The sequence below is a fragment of the Rickettsia argasii T170-B genome (assembly GCF_000965185.1).
Classification (GTDB): domain Bacteria; phylum Pseudomonadota; class Alphaproteobacteria; order Rickettsiales; family Rickettsiaceae; genus Rickettsia; species Rickettsia rickettsii.
In genome coordinates this window covers 24662-39376 of sequence record NZ_LAOQ01000007.1, presented here as the reverse complement: position 1 = coordinate 39376, position 14715 = coordinate 24662, and the positions used below count along the sequence as shown (strand labels likewise).

Sequence of the window (14715 nt, the reverse complement as noted above, 5' to 3'; positions counted from 1 at the left end):
CCTTTAGTAATATCATGTTTCGAAGATAAGATAATCGAGTCTGCAGTAAGCAAGATATTAAACTCTGTGTTTGAGCCAATATTCTTAAAGTGTTCTTATTTAGAGTTATTAGGGGATGGATCAACTATCATGGTATATCGGATAACGAAAGACGAGTAAGCTCATTTATCGACCAAAGTAAACGTGCAATATATGAGTGGTTTAATAGAATGGGAGGAAAACGTAAGATGAATTGGCAAAGACTAACCGAGATACTTAAAAGGGTAAACTTTCCTGAAAACGGAAAGATTATCTCAATGTTCTAAACAACAAATAAGGCATAAAGCCTATCTTACCTTTCGGGAGCCGGATGCGGTAGCTCTGCATGTCCGGTTCTGAGGAGGGGCCTAATTGAGCGATTGGTTAGGTCTACTCACATTTTAATGTTTGTTAAATTAAGGCTTTTTTTTTGACACGTTCTAATTTTAAGAATTCAATAATATCATTGTGTAGCATTTCATAAAAACAAAGCAGTTCCCCTATGTAACGTGAAGTAAATTCATATTGTGTGGTTCTTAGTTCATTTTGTAAAATCATACATTTATGAATATCACAATCACTTTCTGAATTGTCTTCTTGTATATGGTTTCTGCCGCTACCACCTTCCATTAAGGATTTTAAGCTAGCAACTACCGGTAAAAGCTTTGTTTGGTGTTCCCAGCTATTATGTGATTTTTGGGTCACTTTAGAAGTATTGCTTGAATTATTAAGATTAGCTTTTTTGTGTTTTGATTGTGGGGTATTATTTTTGTCATAATGTGTCTTCACTGTTTTGATTGTTCAAATGGTGCGTATGAATTAGATTAGTTTGTCGACTTTAGCTAATTTCTACGTTTTATATTACCTTATGCAATATCACCGGATCTATATTTAGCTCGGATTATTTAATAAATCTAGTATTATTTTTGCTTTAAATTGAAATTTTATTAAATATATTTGGTCTATCGAACAAAATAGAGATAATGAATATAAATAAACTCAAAGTTATTAAAAATCGTTATAAATGCCACAATATTCATTATTGAATAATCGGTATTTTTCCCTCTAGTGCTTGTTCCATGTGGGTTCTTACTGACTTAACATTAAGCCTTGCATAAATTAGAATAGACTTAATACTTTTATGACCAAGAGTTTTACCAATTATATTTGTATCAATATTTTCACTTGCCATCCAGTTGGCTAAGGTTCTACGAAGATCGTGTATTCTCAAGTTTTCTATTTTTGCTTTACTCGCTAATTATTTCTTTTGTGTCGGTTTCTTTTTTTCTTCTTTCTAATATCTCTATAGCTGGTGGCAATAGTGGTATTACATGCGGTTTCCCATTTTTAGTATTTGGAATTTCCCAAGTCTTTTTTCCCAATTAATATCTTTCCACGCCATTGCCAATACATTTCCTTTCCTAGCAGCAGTATAAAGAGAAATACAAACATAATCTCTCATTAACGGTGTAGCATTTTTAAATGCTTAAAAAAAAGCTTGTATTTCTTTTTCTAATAAGTATCTAACTCGTTCTTCTTCATCATTAAGTGTTATATTATCATCATATATAGGGTTCTTTCCAAGAAAACCCTATGTAATAAGTTTATTAAATATTCTTTTAAACCTTTCCACTGCTACGTTTGCAGTTCTAAGTTTTTTAGCCTGAGTTAAGTCATTACTTTAATTTGTACCTAGCGTTTATTTTTTTACCATAATAAAAAGTTTTACTACCGCCATAAGATGCTATTAATACTAAGCCTTCTAATTTATCGTCTTTATATTTTACTTGAACTTCTTTGGGCATTGTAATTTTAATAAGCTCGCTATGTGTAAAATGAAATGAGTCCTTATTCATAATTATTTTTTAATTTAAATTTTATATTTAACCATAAGTTGACGCGGATATAACTCGATTAAAAAGGATATGCAAGTCCTAATTTTAAAAAATATTATGGCATTGCTAACTAAAAACAGATTAGTTAATAAATTAACATCATTGCAAAAAAATTCATAGCAATTGACGAAATTATAATGTTTCCAATATGTTCCATTTAATTAAAATTTGACTTGGAATTTAATAATAATTGCTAGATAAGGCAATCTAAAATAGTATTCAAGGACTATTTGAATAAAATGGATTAAAACGTTATAACTATTAGGATTTCAGAGGGTAAATAAGAAGAAATTATGATAGTTCTCGAATTATATAAAAATAGACCCTCTGCCTGTCATACAGCAGGTCGTAGGTTTGAACCCCTTTGTCTCCACCAAATATCTTCAGGCTTTCCAACCTTTCTAAATTTTCTAAAAATTCTATATGCTGCAAATAAACTAATTGTTCAAATTAAGTAAGTTTTTATTTATAACTAAATATTTTATTATTAATTTTGAGCTATAAACAAACATATAGTTGAAAAATAATTGTTACCATCTATTTTTATGAAAACTAGATTAGTTGTTTTGCAATTTTTAACCTATATAATCTATCACTAGATAAAATAAAGATATGCTTGATCAAGTAAAACAAAATCAAATAAATAGTGCTGCTTGGGCTGCTTGTGATACTTTTCACGGTGTGATGGATGCAGCAAATTATAAAGATTACATATTAGTAATGTTATTCTTTAAATATATTTCAGATGTTTGGAAAGTGCATGCAAAAAAATATGAAGAAAAATATAAAGACGAACCTTTAAGAGCCGAACAACAATTAAAACGAGAACAATTTGTAATACCACAAGGTATAGATTTTTATGATGTTTTCGGACAACTCTGCTAAATTAGGTGAAGTATTGCGTGTCGATTTTAACTCAGAATATAATTTATGTAAGATCAAAGAACGAAATCGTCGTTTAAAAATGCTGTTAGAAGATTTTAACAAACCGGAATTAGATTTAAATCCCGATAGAGTTAGTGCAGATATTATAGGCGAATGTTATATTTATCTAATATAACGCTTTGTTTCAGATGCAGGCACAAAAGCCGGAGAATTTTATACTCCTGCTGCCGTATCAACTTTACTTGCCAAGCTTGCTGCTCCGGAGTCCGGCAATACAATTTGTTATCCGGCTTGTGGCTCCAGGTTCACTATTAATTAGAGCGGCTAAAGAAGTGGAGGATGATAATTATGCACTTTACGGTCAAGAAATGACTAATACAACATGGGAATTAGCACAGATTAATATGTTTTTGCACGCGGAAGGCGGAGCACATATTTATTGGGGTGATACACTAAATCATCCGGCGTTACTTGAAAACGATAAGATTATGGAGTTTGATATAGTTGTTGCCAACCCGCCTTTTAGTTTAGAAAAATGGGGGCATGAAAACACAGCTAATGATGAGTATAATCATTTTGAGCGTGGTATCCCTCCTAAAAGTAAGGGAGATTATGCCTTTATTTTGCATATGATTAAAACCACTAAGCCGCGGAGTGGACGTGCTGCTATAGTAGTACCGCACTGCGTATTATTGCGTGGGGGAAGCGAAGTTTTAATTCGTCAGAGTTTAATTGAAGATAATCTATTATATGCAGTAATTGGTCTGCCTGCTAATCTTTTTACTTCAACTAGTATTCCTGTTGTTATTTTAGTATTTGATCGCTCAAGAGAAGAGAAAGGAGAAAACGAACAACGAAAAGATATATTATTTATCGATGCTAGTGGATTTTTTAACGCAGGTAAAGGGCAGAATTTTTTAGAAGACGAGCATATTAATAAAATTGTTGATACTTATAAAAATAGAAAAATCATTGAAAAATATTCTCATCGAGCAAATATCGAAGAAATTCGTGAAAATAAATATAATTTAAATATTCCCCGTTATATTGATACATATGAGAATGAGGAAGAAGTTAACATAGCAGAACTGCAACAATAAGAAATCCAATAATTCGAAAAAGATTTAGTAAATATACGTTCACAGTTGGATATTCATCTAAAAGAGCTTGGGGTTGTTAAAGGATGATTCAAGAGTACCCTTAGAGAGATAGCTTATATTCAACGTGGTAAGTTTTCTATTCGTCCAAGAAATGACCCTAGATATTACGGTGGTGAAATTCCTTTTATCCAAACTGGTGATATACCTAAGTCAAGTAGTGACGTTAGATATTATAAACAGACTTTAAACGAAAAAGGCTTAAAAGTAAGTAGATTATTTCCTAAAGGAACTATTGTATTAGCAATTGCAGCTAACATAGGAATTACTGTAATACTTGATTTTTTGATTCAGCCTTTCCCGATAGTATTGTAGGTATAACGCCTAAAAATAATGTTTATTATGCTGTTTTTGAAATGCGGGTAGAGTCAAAATACGTAAAGGTAGTATACGTATATGTGATATTGTATTATTCGTTAATGGCAGACCTTTTGTAGTAATTGAATGTAAATCGCCTATCGAGCCATTAGATCAAGCTATATCTCAGCATATATGTAATCAAAAATCAGATGAAATACCGCATCTTTTTCATTATGCTCAATTATTAATTGCTATAAATAAAAATGAAGCGAAATATGTTACTGTAGGCAGCTCGGACAAATATTGGAGTATTGGGCGAGAAGAGGGAGAAAAAAACAAAATATCAATATTATACGTAATTTAATTAACAAGCTGTTAACTGAAGAGGTCAAAAATCTTCTTTAGGCCGGTGATTTTGCTATTTGTAGAAATTATTTTGATAAACAACAATTAGCAGGTAACGTAGCACCTACCGAGCAAGATAAAGTACTTTATGCTCTATGTCGTCCTGAAAGATGACTTGATTTAGTTAAAAATTTTTGTGTTTTTGATAATGATGTAAGAAAAATAGCTCGTCATCATCAATTTTTCGGCACGCATGCAACTATAAAAAGGATAGGAGAACGTGAAAAGCATAACATTAGAAAAGGTAGGGTAATATGGTACACGCAATGTACGGGCAAATCTTTAACAATGGTAATGATTGCCAAATGTCTACTAAAATCCGCTAATCTTGTGAGTCAACGTATCATAATTATAACCGATAGAATTGAACTTGACGGACAAATCGAAAGTACTTTTAAAGCTTATGGACTTGAACCTAAACTTGCAACTATATCGGCAGAGCTAATTAAATTAATCAGAAGCGATGTATCTATTATAACTACGGTAATTAATACATTTCAGTTCTTGAAGATTATTATAAAGATTCTAATGATAAGATCTTGGCTCTTATTGACGCAGGTCATCGCACTCAATACGGTGATTTAGCAGATAACATGAGAACTATTTTGCCTAACGCTTGTTATATAGCATTTGCCGGTACACCGCTTTTAAAAGAGCAAAAAAACACTATGAGAAAGTTTGGTGGGCTAATTCATAAATATACTATAAAAAGTAAGTTCTGAAGTTGTTATATCTTCTACTGATGACCGGGACGGTTATAAAGATATTGAAAGCGAAAATGAAATAGATAAATTTATAAAAAACATGAGGGAACAATATGGAGCAAAATTCAATAATAGAATTATTAAAAATTACTAACCGGTTTTGATGCACCGCGTAATGTCGTTATTTACATATGCAAAGAATTAAAAGAACATAATCTTTTACAAGCAATTACTCGTGCGAATCGTCTATTTGAAGAAAAAGGGAAAACTAAAGAATACGGTTACGTAATTGACTATGTAGGGTTATCGAATCAATTAAAACAAGCACATCAATTTTATGAAAATTATGGTTTAAACAATTTTGATAGAGAAGATTTAGAAGATGCTATATTTTTTGTAGATGATAAATTGAAAGCATTTTTTCCGTTACTACAAGAAATTAAAAATATTTTTATAAATGTGCCTAACGATTTGGATTTTGAACAGCCCGAACAACATTTAGCCGATGAAGCTATACGTAATAAGTTTTATTTCTTGTTGAATAAATTTAAAAATCTGATTTCTATAACTTCTAATTCTTATGAATTTTATGAAGAAAAAGAACGAGTTTATTTACAATATGAATAAAATTTAATAAGCTCAAAGAGATAGTGGAAAAGCGTTATAAAGAAAAACCGGATAAAAAAATATATACCGCTCAAATCATGAACTTGCTTGATGAGTATGTTATTGCTGGTCATATTACTAAAACTGAAGCGGTTAACATTTTGGACGATGAAATATTTGAACAATTTATCAAAAGGACAGATATCACGGTCATGGATATGGCTAATCAAATACAAGATACTATTAAGGATTATATCGATATCGATCCTGCCTTTTATCAAAAATTTTCTACCATTATAGATAACACAATAATACAGCATCATAATAAACGTTTATCGGATAGTGATCTTTTAAATAGAGTTAAAAAAATAAGAGCTGAATTTAAAAATGATGTGCCAAGTGAACTCAGCACTAACAAAACAATAATAGCTTTTTATAGAAAAGCACTTAGCTTCTTACAGAATCGAAAAGATCAAAATCAGCGTGAAAATGCCATTCAAATTGCTCTTGATACCTATGACATCATTAAGCAGAAAATAATTGTTCATTGGACAAAAAATACTTCCATTTTAAATGAAAAATTCAATTGATGATTATTTTGTTGATGTTGTTAAAAAAGAAATGAGGATTGACTTTAATAATGAAAATTTAAGTGATGTTGTGGAAAGCCTAATTGATTTTGCTAAAGATCATGAAGCTAAATGATTTGGCTTAAATAACGCAAATAGCGAATTATTGCATAATGCGCTATTGTAGAATTTTTAAGCTATCAATATTTATATAATATCTGTAGTTGTATTATCGTAATATTTTCCTAATATGTCTAAAGCGTTTTGGTCATAGTCATTTTGAGCTTCCATATGCCATACCGGTTCATAATCGCGAGCTGCTAAAAAATGTTTTGTATAATGTTTTAATTCTCTCTCACCTGAGTTACCAAGTTTGTATGAAAGTGTATAAGAAATGGTGGGTTGATTTGGGGCTTTTTCTATTTTTTATTGAATATAATTATACTGTAATTCGTTTGTATTGCCTATAATGTGGATATGCAATTTATGCGTCTGTTGTAAGTTATATAGCTCTGTTAGCTTTTCAGGTGCTATTTTGCACATAGCATTCCAGCCTTTATCAAAACCTCATTATCTCATATAGGATTACCGTTTTTTCCTTGTATAAGCTCATTCATTTTCTTACGAAATTTTGCGGTAGTTATTTTACCAGTTTTATACTGATCTATTATTCCGTTAGTTTTTCTTCTTCTTTTGCCATAGTAGCAATATCCGGTATACTTAGTCCGCTGTATTCGCTAAATTTTATTATAGCGAGTTCCCTCTTGGTTAAAATTACCTGAGAATATTTAAAAACATGAGCTTTTATCATAGTGATTACCTATAAATTGTTAGTTTTAAAAATATAAAATTGTTAAATAAAAAATCAATATTATAATATTAAGAAATCATAATTTAGGGTAAAATAATGAGTTTAAAAGCGGCTTGGCTAGATACGCCTCTTGGTTCTATGCTGGCAATTAGTGATGAAAAATTGCTTTATTTGCTAGAGTTTGTTGATAGAAGAGGTTTGGAGCGTGAAATTGAGAGGCTAAGGATTAAGACAGAATCTGCTATTATTCCTGGAAGCACTGAACCGATTTTAATGATTGAAGAGGATCTTCAATTGTACTTTAACGGTACTTTACAAAAATTTAATACGCCTATATGGCTTTTAGGAAGCCCATTTCAAAAAATGGTTTGGCAAGAATTAATTAATATACCTTACGGTGAAACACGAAGCTATTTAAATCAGGCTAAAGCTTTGGGCAAACCTAATTCTTATAGAGCTGTTGCAAATGCTAATGGTATGAATCAGTTAGCAATCATTGTTCCTTGTCATCGTATTATTAATAGCAATGGCAAACTTGGAGGCTATAGCAGGGGATTACATCGTAAAAAATGGCTTATTGAACATGAGAGAAAATTTACAACAAATTAGAAATATTTTACTTGAGAATGCTACTATTCCTGTAGAACGTAGAGCGCTATTCTTGAACACTAGAGAAGGAGAGTATGGAGAGCATGACTGATTTATTGGTGTTACCGTGCCGACTTTACGTACAATAGCTAAAAGTTATTATAATTTGGATATGGAGGATTTAAGTTAACTTATTACTTCAGAATTTAATGAAGAGAGATTTTTAGCATTAGCTATTTTGATTATGCAATATCAGACAGCACAAGATAAAGAGTTTTTGTATAATTTTTATTTAAACAATATAAAACACGTAAATCATTGGAATTTAGTGGATGCATCAGCTCATCATATAATCGGAGCTTATTTATGGGATAAAGAAAAGGATTATCTCTTTACATTAACAAAATCGGAAATTCTATGGGAAAGACGAATAGCTATAGTTGCTACTTGGTATTTTATCAAAAATAATACATTAAATACGACTTTTGAAATAGCAAAATTACTCTTAAACGATAAACATGATTTAATGCATAAAGCAGTAGGTTGGATGCTACGTGAAGCAGGAAAAAAAGATGAAAAACAATTAATAGATTTTTTGGATTGTTATACTTTACAAGTGCCAAGAACCGCAGTTCGTTATGCTATAGAGAGATTACCACAAGAAGTGTACAAAAAATATCTTTTAAAAAACTAGATTTATATTTAATCTATGCTAATATTTCATTTTAATTTATTAAGGGTATTATTATGCTAAAAACATTACTAATTAGTTTTATAACTTTAATTTGTGCAGTAAGCTATGCTGATAACCAAACAGCTCAAAATCCTAATGCTACAAATTCTTCTTCTGATCAGCCCGATGATTTACCTGCAGAGGCAGCCGTTCACTTTGCACAGCCTTGGGCAAGACCTACAACAAATGTGCAAGGTAAAGTTAGCAATTCTGCTATGTATTTTACATTAATAAATAGTAGAAGTAAGAGTTATAATTTAGTGAATATATCTTCAGATAAGATAAGTGGAATAGAAATTCATCAAACAATTAATGATCAAGGGGTTAGTAAAATGGTAAAAGTGGATTATCCATTTTTAATTGCCGGTAATATTAGTGTTGATTTTAAGCCTGGTGACATGCATATTATGCTTTATGACCCAAAAGTAGATTTAAATGTAGGAGATGAGTTTAAAATAACCTTTTTCTTTGATGACAATACACGAAAAATAGTGAATGTTAAAGTCGCAAATGACAATCCGTATAATAAAACGGGGAATTGAAGATTATTGTTGCATGGTGCACTCTTCTATGTCATGCCCACAAAGGCGGGAATCCAGTAAAACCTATAAAAAACTTGTTTTTTTAGGTTTAATGTGTAATTTTTATATCAATATTAAGGTTATTTTTTCTGGATTTCGGCTTTTAGCTAAGAATGACATAGGACACTATACACATGACCCTAGAAATTACCGGAACTGAGTTAATTAAATCTAAACTTATAGATGCTCCTGAACGTTCAGGGGTTTATCGAATGTTTGATGTTAACAAGCAAGTTATCTATGTTGGTAAAGCTAAAAATTTAAAGAAACGCCTTACTAATTACATTAAAAGCAATTTAGATAATAAGACGCTTCGGATGATTGCAAATACTTGTTTTTTAGAGTATAGCATCACTAATTCCGAAGTTGAAGCACTACTTTTAGAAGCACAGCTAATCAAGAAATTTCAGCCGAAATTTAATATTCTTCTTAAGGACTACAAGTCTTTTCCTTTCATTAAGTTACGTTTAGATCATGATTTCCCACAATTACTAAAATATCGAGGTAAAACTCTAAGTGACGGGAAGTTTTTTGGTCCTTTTGCCTCGAGTGCGGAAGTTAATACTACTTTGACCGAACTACAAAAAATTTTTAAATTACGTTCCTGCACGGATAATTACTTTAATTCACGTACTCGCCCTTGCTTACAATATGAAATAAAACGTTGTTATGCTCCTTGCGTCGGTAAAATAAACAAGGAAGACTATAGAGACTTAGTAACTCAGGTTAAAGATTTCTTACAAGGTCGCACTAAAGAACTCCAAGAGAACCTATCTAGAAAGATGGAAGAGCTAAGTAGTCAGATGCGTTTTGAAGAAGCGGCAGAAATTAGAGATCGCATTAAAGCACTTAGTTATGTGCAGCTTAAGGCAGGGGTTTCAGATGTCGTTAAAGACGCAGATATAATCGCTATTGTGGACAAGAACGGGCATTATTGCGTGGAAGTGTTTTTATATAGGGAAGGGCAAGCATGCGGTAATATTCCTTATTTTCTTACTTCTACCGAAAATAGTACCAAAGAAGAAGTATTAGAATATTTTTTATTACAATTTTACCAAAAACAACACGTGCCTGCGGCAATTATAATTAATCATGAAATTAATGATAAAGAGAATGTGATAGAGGCGATTAAGAAAATCAACAATATACTTCAGCTTAATATTACAGTACCTAATAAAGGCGGTAAGGCTAAATTAGTTCAAAATGCCGAGACAAATGCTTTATTTTCTCTAGAGCAGTATTTGAAGAAATTTGCAAAAAATCAAGAGATTATGTTTGAAATTAAAGAGCTATTTGGTCTTTCTGAAATTCCTGAAAGAATTGAGATTTATGATAATAGCCATATTCAAGGTAAGTTTGCGGTTGGAGTGATGGTAGTTGCTAGTAAAGTCGGTTTTGATAAAAAAGAATATCGGGTTTTTAATGTCCATGCTCCCTCTCTCGTATGTCATTCCCGTGAAAGCGGGGATCCAAAAAGGTTAATGGATTCCTGCTTTCGCGGGAATTGCATAAAGAACTGCAGGGGTGACATAAAAGGTGACGATTATGAGATGCTCCGGCAAGTCCTAACAAGGCGGCTTACAAGGTTAAGGCAAGAGCCGCATAAATTGCCAAGCTTAATGATTATAGACGGCGGCAAAGGGCATTTAGGCGTCGTTAAAGAGGTGATGGATAAATTTGAAATGAATATTCCTTTTGTTTGTATGTCAAAAGGAGTAGATAGAAATGCCGGTTTTGAACAGTTCCATGTGATAGGTAAGGAAGTATTTACTCTAGATAAGAATTTGCCGGTTATGAAATATTTACAAATCTTGCGAGATGAGGCACATAATTTTGCCATAAAGAATCATAGACTAGGTAGATCACGTGCTATAAAAATATCAAGCCTTGACGATATAGAGGGCATAGGTGAAACTCGAAAAAAAGCATTACTGCATTATTTCGGTTCGTATAAAGCAGTATGTGACGCAACCATAGATGAGCTTGCTAAAGTAAATGGCATTAACAAGTTACTTGCTGAGATAATTTTTAATGCTTTGCACAGAAAAAACTAATATTATAACTCATGAAAAACCTAGTTGTATGAGTCGCTATGTCATTCCCGCGTAGGCGGGAATCCAGTCACTAAAAAGTATAGACATACTAAATTTTAAAAATTAAAAGCTCGATTTTCTACTTGTCACTGAATTCCTGCTTCCGCAGGAATGATATCGCGCAGGTTTCTGGATGCATGCAATAAGGCCAGCTTTTTATATCCTAAATAGGATCTTTAAGTTCTTGGCATGCTTCGCCTATTAATTTAGGTTCATCATTCTGAGATAAATCATTAATATTAAATTTAGTTAAGTCAGGATAATATGGAGTCATTGTACCATGAATAGAATAATTTAAAGTTCCTGTCATTAAAGAGTTAACAGCATAATTTTTTTGCTTAGTAGAGTAATACATATTACGCATATTTTCTGAATACGTAGCTATATCAGCTAAAGTGCTGCCATTAACGTCATCACGTGAATTAAGCTTAAATTTTATTCTCCCATTCTCGTCTTCAATAGGAATTATTATGCTATATTTTCCTTCAATACTATTTTGCTTAGACATAAAATCCTCATAATTCAATTATTAACCTTGAGTTAATATATTAAATTATTTAAAACTTTAAGTAATATATTTTATATGACTTTCCTCGTAATGACATTAGAATACCACCATCCTAGAATAAATATCACAAGACTCACCATCGTCCCTATAAACACTCCTCTAAGGTTGAAATATTGCAACGATAAAGAATAATATTCCCATATTAAGAAGATAGCTGTTCCGCCAAGTGATGATAAGACCATTATAGTTTTAGATGTTCTGATACCAAAAAGCGTTGTTATTAACGGTACTAATATTACCGGTCCCCAGAAACCAGTGAAGAATACTACTAAGTCAATTACATTACTAAATTTTAAAGCTACAATTATTGCAAAACTTCCTATTATAACGTTAATAATTTGAGCAATTAATAATAATTTTTGCTGATTTTTAACCTTAAAAATAGGATTGATTATATCTTTAACAATAGCTATAGAAGTAACGTTTAAATCAGAATCAGCAGTAGACATAACGGCAGCTAAGAGTCCGCTCATTACTATCCCTTGAATTAAAGTCGGGATGATTTGGTTGATTAAATAAGGTAATACTAAATTTGACGGTTGGTTTGGATAAAGCTTATAAGCAATTAAACCATTTAAAGTAATGCAAATCAAGAAGAAAAAATATATAGCGGATTTTGCATATATTGCTTTAGTTGTTTGCGTAGGATTTTTATTAATTAAAGCTCTTTGAATAAATGTAGGATATAGATTCATGACGCTAAAACTTAAAGCTGCTGCAATTGTATAAGAAAGTAGGTTGCTCTGATCAAAATTTGCATTTTCCGTAGGTAGGTTATTAATAAAATCTACAAAACCGATTTTATTTAAACTGATAAAAGTTATGGTTGGTATAGCGATTATCATCGCCAAAAATTGTAGTAAATTAGTAAAAACAATAGATTGTAAACCGCCTATTGTAGTATATATAAGTACTATACTATAACTTAAAATTACCCCATTTACATCATTTATTTCTAAGATATATTGAAAAATATAGCCGCTTACGCTTATTTGAGCAGCCAAAAACCCCACTGAAACGATAACCGAACTAACCCCTCCGATAAAACGACCTATATTACCGTAATATGTACTCAGGATATCGCCGATGCTTTCAGCTCCGTAATGTTTGGCAATTAAAGGCACTATATAGATTGCAATTAATATATCTATAGGTATTGTAAGTATAAGAGCGTAAGCATAATATTCATGCCCCAAAAAAGCCTTTTCCATAATGCCGAAAGTGGTGGCTCCTCCGACAGAACTTACAAATATCGTAGCTATTAATAACAGCTTACTATTTTGCGCTTTACTTTCAACATTTGCATAGTTCTTAAAACTACTATGTTTAGCTCGGTAATATATACCAATAAGTAGAATAGATATTAGGTATATGAATACGATAATATTATCAATAGGTAAATTAAACATAAATTAGATTTTAAAGCTCAAACTTAGCATTTGTTCACAATATATATGTAGTCAAGAATGCTAGATTTATAATTATGTGTCATAATCTGTTCCAAGAAGTTCAGTATCCGGTGTCCAAATATCTTGGTTGGGATCATATTTATATATTTTACCGTGGGGTTTAATTTTTTTTCGGTAGTTTTTTTCTTTAGGGGATAGTTAGCGTTTGATTGAGTTGTAGTTTTTATATTTTTACAATATTTATGTATTTTAAAAATACCTATTTTAAGTTGCGGCATAATTAACCTTTATTTATGTAAAAAATAAAATCATTATTAACATTAATCAATAATTATTTCAAATAAAACATAATAAAAATTAATAAGTCAATATTTTTTAAATTAACCTATATTAAAATAGTTCTATATGTCATTATTGAGTATGTTTAAGAAACCTATTCATGTACTTCACCAGCTAATTCAAGTCCCAACTCTTCAGGATTTTCATCAGCAACCACAACAATTTTAGATATTTTTGAACCGGTATAGAAATTTGTAGTATCATTTAATTTTTCTATATCTTTAGTGGTAACAAGAGAATTATCTATTGTGCTAGAATTATTATTTTGAGACGCTATTGCAAGGCTTAAAAAAGCTTTTAATTCAGGTTTATCATCGGGTACTAATTTTATTAGTTTTTTATCTCGATGATCTGCTCCATATTATTAAATTTAACCATTTCTGTGTAGCCTTCATGAATAACTAATTGAAGAGGTGTATATCCATCTAAATCTTTTAAATCTGTTGAAGCTCCTTTTTCTAGTACAAATTCAGCTATATCATAAAGTTTGCGGTAAATAGCCTTATGTAGAACTGTATTATTAAACGAATCTTGAATATTGATATCATCACCTTGATGATCTAAAACCTTTTTTATAAGATGTTTTAGTTGAGCGGTTTGAAAAAACTTGGATTGGTAAAAAGAATATGCTCCGTAAGTGATGTGAAATTGTTCGAATAGTTTATCTAGTGTAATGTTGTAGCCGGAGTCTTGTGCAGAAGATGAGGGTATCAGTGGTACTTCTTGAATGGCCGATAAACTAATGCTAGGGATAAAATTGTAAGAAGCAATAGGAGTTAGGATGTCGTCTTGCTCTAGTAAGGTAATACCCAGACACCATACCTGTATCATAAGAAGATGTTTGTTCTGTTATTAGAGTAGCCATGTTCGTTTCTATTTCTCTAACTTTAGCCATCAAATTACTATAATCATTTACCTTAAATTAATATATTAAATAATATGAATTTTCAAGGTGAAAATCACTTAAAAAAAAATCCATAAAATCATTGGATTAAGCTTTGTTGTGTGGTTCGATGTTATTCCTGTATGGCGTTGTTATGTGGATCAATTCCCC

22 protein-coding genes and 5 pseudogenes are annotated in these 14715 nt (G+C 31.3%); 18 read left to right on the top strand and 9 right to left on the bottom strand.

Annotation, left to right across the window (positions count from 1 at the left end):
* Positions 1-99: pseudogene (locus RAT170B_RS12300) on the top strand (reverse transcriptase); the annotation flags it as partial.
* Positions 100-429: 330 nt separating this feature from the next.
* On the opposite strand, the gene RAT170B_RS06970 reads toward RAT170B_RS12300, so the two are convergent.
* From RAT170B_RS06970 to RAT170B_RS06960, 4 genes are all read right to left on the bottom strand, one after another.
* Entirely contained in the window at positions 430-807 is a 378-nt protein-coding gene (locus RAT170B_RS06970) for a hypothetical protein (RefSeq protein ID WP_045805976.1), read from the bottom strand.
* Between the two features lie 250 nt (positions 808-1057).
* Positions 1058-1249, bottom strand: coding sequence for a tyrosine-type recombinase/integrase (locus tag RAT170B_RS06965; protein WP_045805975.1), 192 nt, complete (start codon positions 1247-1249; stop codon positions 1058-1060).
* Between the two features lie 16 nt (positions 1250-1265).
* Positions 1266-1400: a hypothetical protein gene (locus RAT170B_RS11855; RefSeq protein WP_014120911.1), complete on the bottom strand. Its 135-nt coding sequence runs from the start codon at positions 1398-1400 to the stop codon at positions 1266-1268.
* A gap of 294 nt (positions 1401-1694) precedes the next feature.
* Entirely contained in the window at positions 1695-1874 is a 180-nt protein-coding gene (locus RAT170B_RS06960) for a hypothetical protein (RefSeq protein ID WP_045805974.1), read from the bottom strand.
* 651 nt (positions 1875-2525) lie between these two features.
* On the opposite strand from RAT170B_RS06960, the gene RAT170B_RS11850 reads away from it, so the two are divergent.
* The 12 genes and pseudogenes from RAT170B_RS11850 (at position 2526) to RAT170B_RS11835 (ending at position 6675) form a co-directional block, all read left to right on the top strand.
* Complete coding sequence (locus RAT170B_RS11850) at positions 2526-2798, top strand: type I restriction-modification system subunit M N-terminal domain-containing protein (protein WP_261368772.1); 273 nt, start codon at positions 2526-2528, stop codon at positions 2796-2798.
* Complete coding sequence (locus RAT170B_RS11845; protein ID WP_225981230.1) at positions 2773-2973, top strand: hypothetical protein; 201 nt, start codon at positions 2773-2775, stop codon at positions 2971-2973. Before RAT170B_RS11850 ends, RAT170B_RS11845 begins: the two co-directional genes overlap by 26 nt.
* Positions 2974-3033: 60 nt before the next feature.
* Positions 3034-3117: pseudogene (locus RAT170B_RS12500) on the top strand (hypothetical protein); the annotation flags it as partial.
* Entirely contained in the window at positions 3092-3898 is an 807-nt protein-coding gene (locus RAT170B_RS11840; RefSeq protein ID WP_261368771.1) for an SAM-dependent methyltransferase, read from the top strand. The pseudogene RAT170B_RS12500 and the gene RAT170B_RS11840, both read left to right, overlap by 26 nt.
* Positions 3899-4328: 430 nt before the next feature.
* Positions 4329-4619, top strand: a complete 291-nt coding sequence (locus RAT170B_RS12495) for a type I restriction endonuclease (RefSeq protein WP_082068713.1) — start codon at positions 4329-4331, stop codon at positions 4617-4619.
* Between the two features lie 203 nt (positions 4620-4822).
* Positions 4823-5245 (top strand): DEAD/DEAH box helicase family protein, encoded by a 423-nt coding sequence (locus tag RAT170B_RS09270; RefSeq protein WP_146620375.1) that lies wholly within the window; start codon positions 4823-4825, stop codon positions 5243-5245.
* Positions 5200-5382, top strand: coding sequence for a hypothetical protein (locus tag RAT170B_RS12490; protein WP_186786307.1), 183 nt, complete (start codon positions 5200-5202; stop codon positions 5380-5382). The genes RAT170B_RS09270 and RAT170B_RS12490 overlap by 46 nt, the downstream gene beginning before the upstream one ends.
* Positions 5369-5565, top strand: a pseudogene (locus RAT170B_RS12290) (type I restriction endonuclease subunit R); the annotation flags it as partial. The gene RAT170B_RS12490 and the pseudogene RAT170B_RS12290, both read left to right, overlap by 14 nt.
* Positions 5548-5601 (top strand): annotated as a pseudogene (locus tag RAT170B_RS12485) (hypothetical protein); the annotation flags it as partial. The pseudogenes RAT170B_RS12290 and RAT170B_RS12485, both read left to right, overlap by 18 nt.
* Positions 5602-5772: 171 nt before the next feature.
* A complete protein-coding gene (locus RAT170B_RS06945; protein WP_045805973.1) occupies positions 5773-5991 on the top strand; it encodes a hypothetical protein in 219 nt (72 codons plus the stop codon).
* Between the two features lie 23 nt (positions 5992-6014).
* A complete protein-coding gene (locus RAT170B_RS06940; protein WP_186786306.1) occupies positions 6015-6560 on the top strand; it encodes a type I restriction enzyme endonuclease domain-containing protein in 546 nt (181 codons plus the stop codon).
* Positions 6544-6675: a hypothetical protein gene (locus RAT170B_RS11835; protein WP_014014507.1), complete on the top strand. Its 132-nt coding sequence runs from the start codon at positions 6544-6546 to the stop codon at positions 6673-6675. Before RAT170B_RS06940 ends, RAT170B_RS11835 begins: the two co-directional genes overlap by 17 nt.
* A gap of 290 nt (positions 6676-6965) precedes the next feature.
* Here RAT170B_RS11835 and RAT170B_RS12285 read toward each other — a convergent pair.
* Positions 6966-7156 (bottom strand): annotated as a pseudogene (locus RAT170B_RS12285) (hypothetical protein).
* Between the two features lie 50 nt (positions 7157-7206).
* Complete coding sequence (locus RAT170B_RS10680; RefSeq protein WP_014014506.1) at positions 7207-7350, bottom strand: hypothetical protein; 144 nt, start codon at positions 7348-7350, stop codon at positions 7207-7209.
* A 96-nt stretch (positions 7351-7446) separates the two neighbouring features.
* On the opposite strand from RAT170B_RS10680, the gene RAT170B_RS06930 reads away from it, so the two are divergent.
* From RAT170B_RS06930 to uvrC, 5 genes are all read left to right on the top strand, one after another.
* Entirely contained in the window at positions 7447-7959 is a 513-nt protein-coding gene (locus RAT170B_RS06930; protein WP_014014505.1) for a methylated-DNA--[protein]-cysteine S-methyltransferase, read from the top strand.
* Complete coding sequence (locus tag RAT170B_RS11830) at positions 7934-8050, top strand: DNA alkylation repair protein (RefSeq protein WP_082068710.1); 117 nt, start codon at positions 7934-7936, stop codon at positions 8048-8050. The genes RAT170B_RS06930 and RAT170B_RS11830 overlap by 26 nt, the downstream gene beginning before the upstream one ends.
* An 81-nt stretch (positions 8051-8131) precedes the next feature.
* Entirely contained in the window at positions 8132-8632 is a 501-nt protein-coding gene (locus tag RAT170B_RS06925; RefSeq protein WP_261368774.1) for a DNA alkylation repair protein, read from the top strand.
* Between the two features lie 53 nt (positions 8633-8685).
* Positions 8686-9213: a copper chaperone PCu(A)C gene (locus tag RAT170B_RS06920; RefSeq protein WP_045805972.1), complete on the top strand. Its 528-nt coding sequence runs from the start codon at positions 8686-8688 to the stop codon at positions 9211-9213.
* 173 nt (positions 9214-9386) lie between these two features.
* Positions 9387-11306, top strand: coding sequence for an excinuclease ABC subunit UvrC (gene uvrC / locus RAT170B_RS06915; RefSeq protein WP_045805971.1), 1920 nt, complete (start codon positions 9387-9389; stop codon positions 11304-11306).
* Between the two features lie 202 nt (positions 11307-11508).
* Here the strand turns inward: uvrC and RAT170B_RS06910 are convergent, their stop codons facing one another.
* The 3 genes from RAT170B_RS06910 to RAT170B_RS06895 form a co-directional block, all read right to left on the bottom strand.
* On the bottom strand, positions 11509-11709 hold the full coding sequence (locus RAT170B_RS06910) for a hypothetical protein (protein WP_045805982.1): 201 nt from the start codon (positions 11707-11709) through the stop codon (positions 11509-11511).
* A gap of 215 nt (positions 11710-11924) precedes the next feature.
* Complete coding sequence (locus RAT170B_RS06900) at positions 11925-13322, bottom strand: sodium:solute symporter (protein ID WP_014120906.1); 1398 nt, start codon at positions 13320-13322, stop codon at positions 11925-11927.
* Positions 13323-13991: 669 nt separating this feature from the next.
* A complete protein-coding gene (locus RAT170B_RS06895) occupies positions 13992-14492 on the bottom strand; it encodes an ankyrin repeat domain-containing protein (protein ID WP_261368770.1) in 501 nt (166 codons plus the stop codon).
* Between the last annotated feature and the right edge of the window lie 223 nt (positions 14493-14715).

Coding starts and splice junctions, on each gene's coding strand:
- RAT170B_RS11845 (WP_225981230.1), top strand. CDS start 2,773: ATGATGTTTTCGGACAACTCTGCTAAATTAGGTGAAGTATTGCGTGTC.
- RAT170B_RS11830 (WP_082068710.1), top strand. CDS start 7,934: ATGAGAGAAAATTTACAACAAATTAGAAATATTTTACTTGAGAATGCT.
- uvrC (WP_045805971.1), top strand. CDS start 9,387: ATGACCCTAGAAATTACCGGAACTGAGTTAATTAAATCTAAACTTATA.
- RAT170B_RS11835 (WP_014014507.1), top strand. CDS start 6,544: ATGAAAAATTCAATTGATGATTATTTTGTTGATGTTGTTAAAAAAGAA.
- RAT170B_RS06920 (WP_045805972.1), top strand. CDS start 8,686: ATGCTAAAAACATTACTAATTAGTTTTATAACTTTAATTTGTGCAGTA.
- RAT170B_RS06930 (WP_014014505.1), top strand. CDS start 7,447: ATGAGTTTAAAAGCGGCTTGGCTAGATACGCCTCTTGGTTCTATGCTG.
- RAT170B_RS11850 (WP_261368772.1), top strand. CDS start 2,526: ATGCTTGATCAAGTAAAACAAAATCAAATAAATAGTGCTGCTTGGGCT.
- RAT170B_RS06910 (WP_045805982.1), bottom strand. CDS start 11,709: ATGCGTAATATGTATTACTCTACTAAGCAAAAAAATTATGCTGTTAAC.
- RAT170B_RS06895 (WP_261368770.1), bottom strand. CDS start 14,492: ATGATACAGGTATGGTGTCTGGGTATTACCTTACTAGAGCAAGACGAC.
- RAT170B_RS06900 (WP_014120906.1), bottom strand. CDS start 13,322: ATGTTTAATTTACCTATTGATAATATTATCGTATTCATATACCTAATA.
- RAT170B_RS06960 (WP_045805974.1), bottom strand. CDS start 1,874: ATGAATAAGGACTCATTTCATTTTACACATAGCGAGCTTATTAAAATT.
- RAT170B_RS10680 (WP_014014506.1), bottom strand. CDS start 7,350: ATGATAAAAGCTCATGTTTTTAAATATTCTCAGGTAATTTTAACCAAG.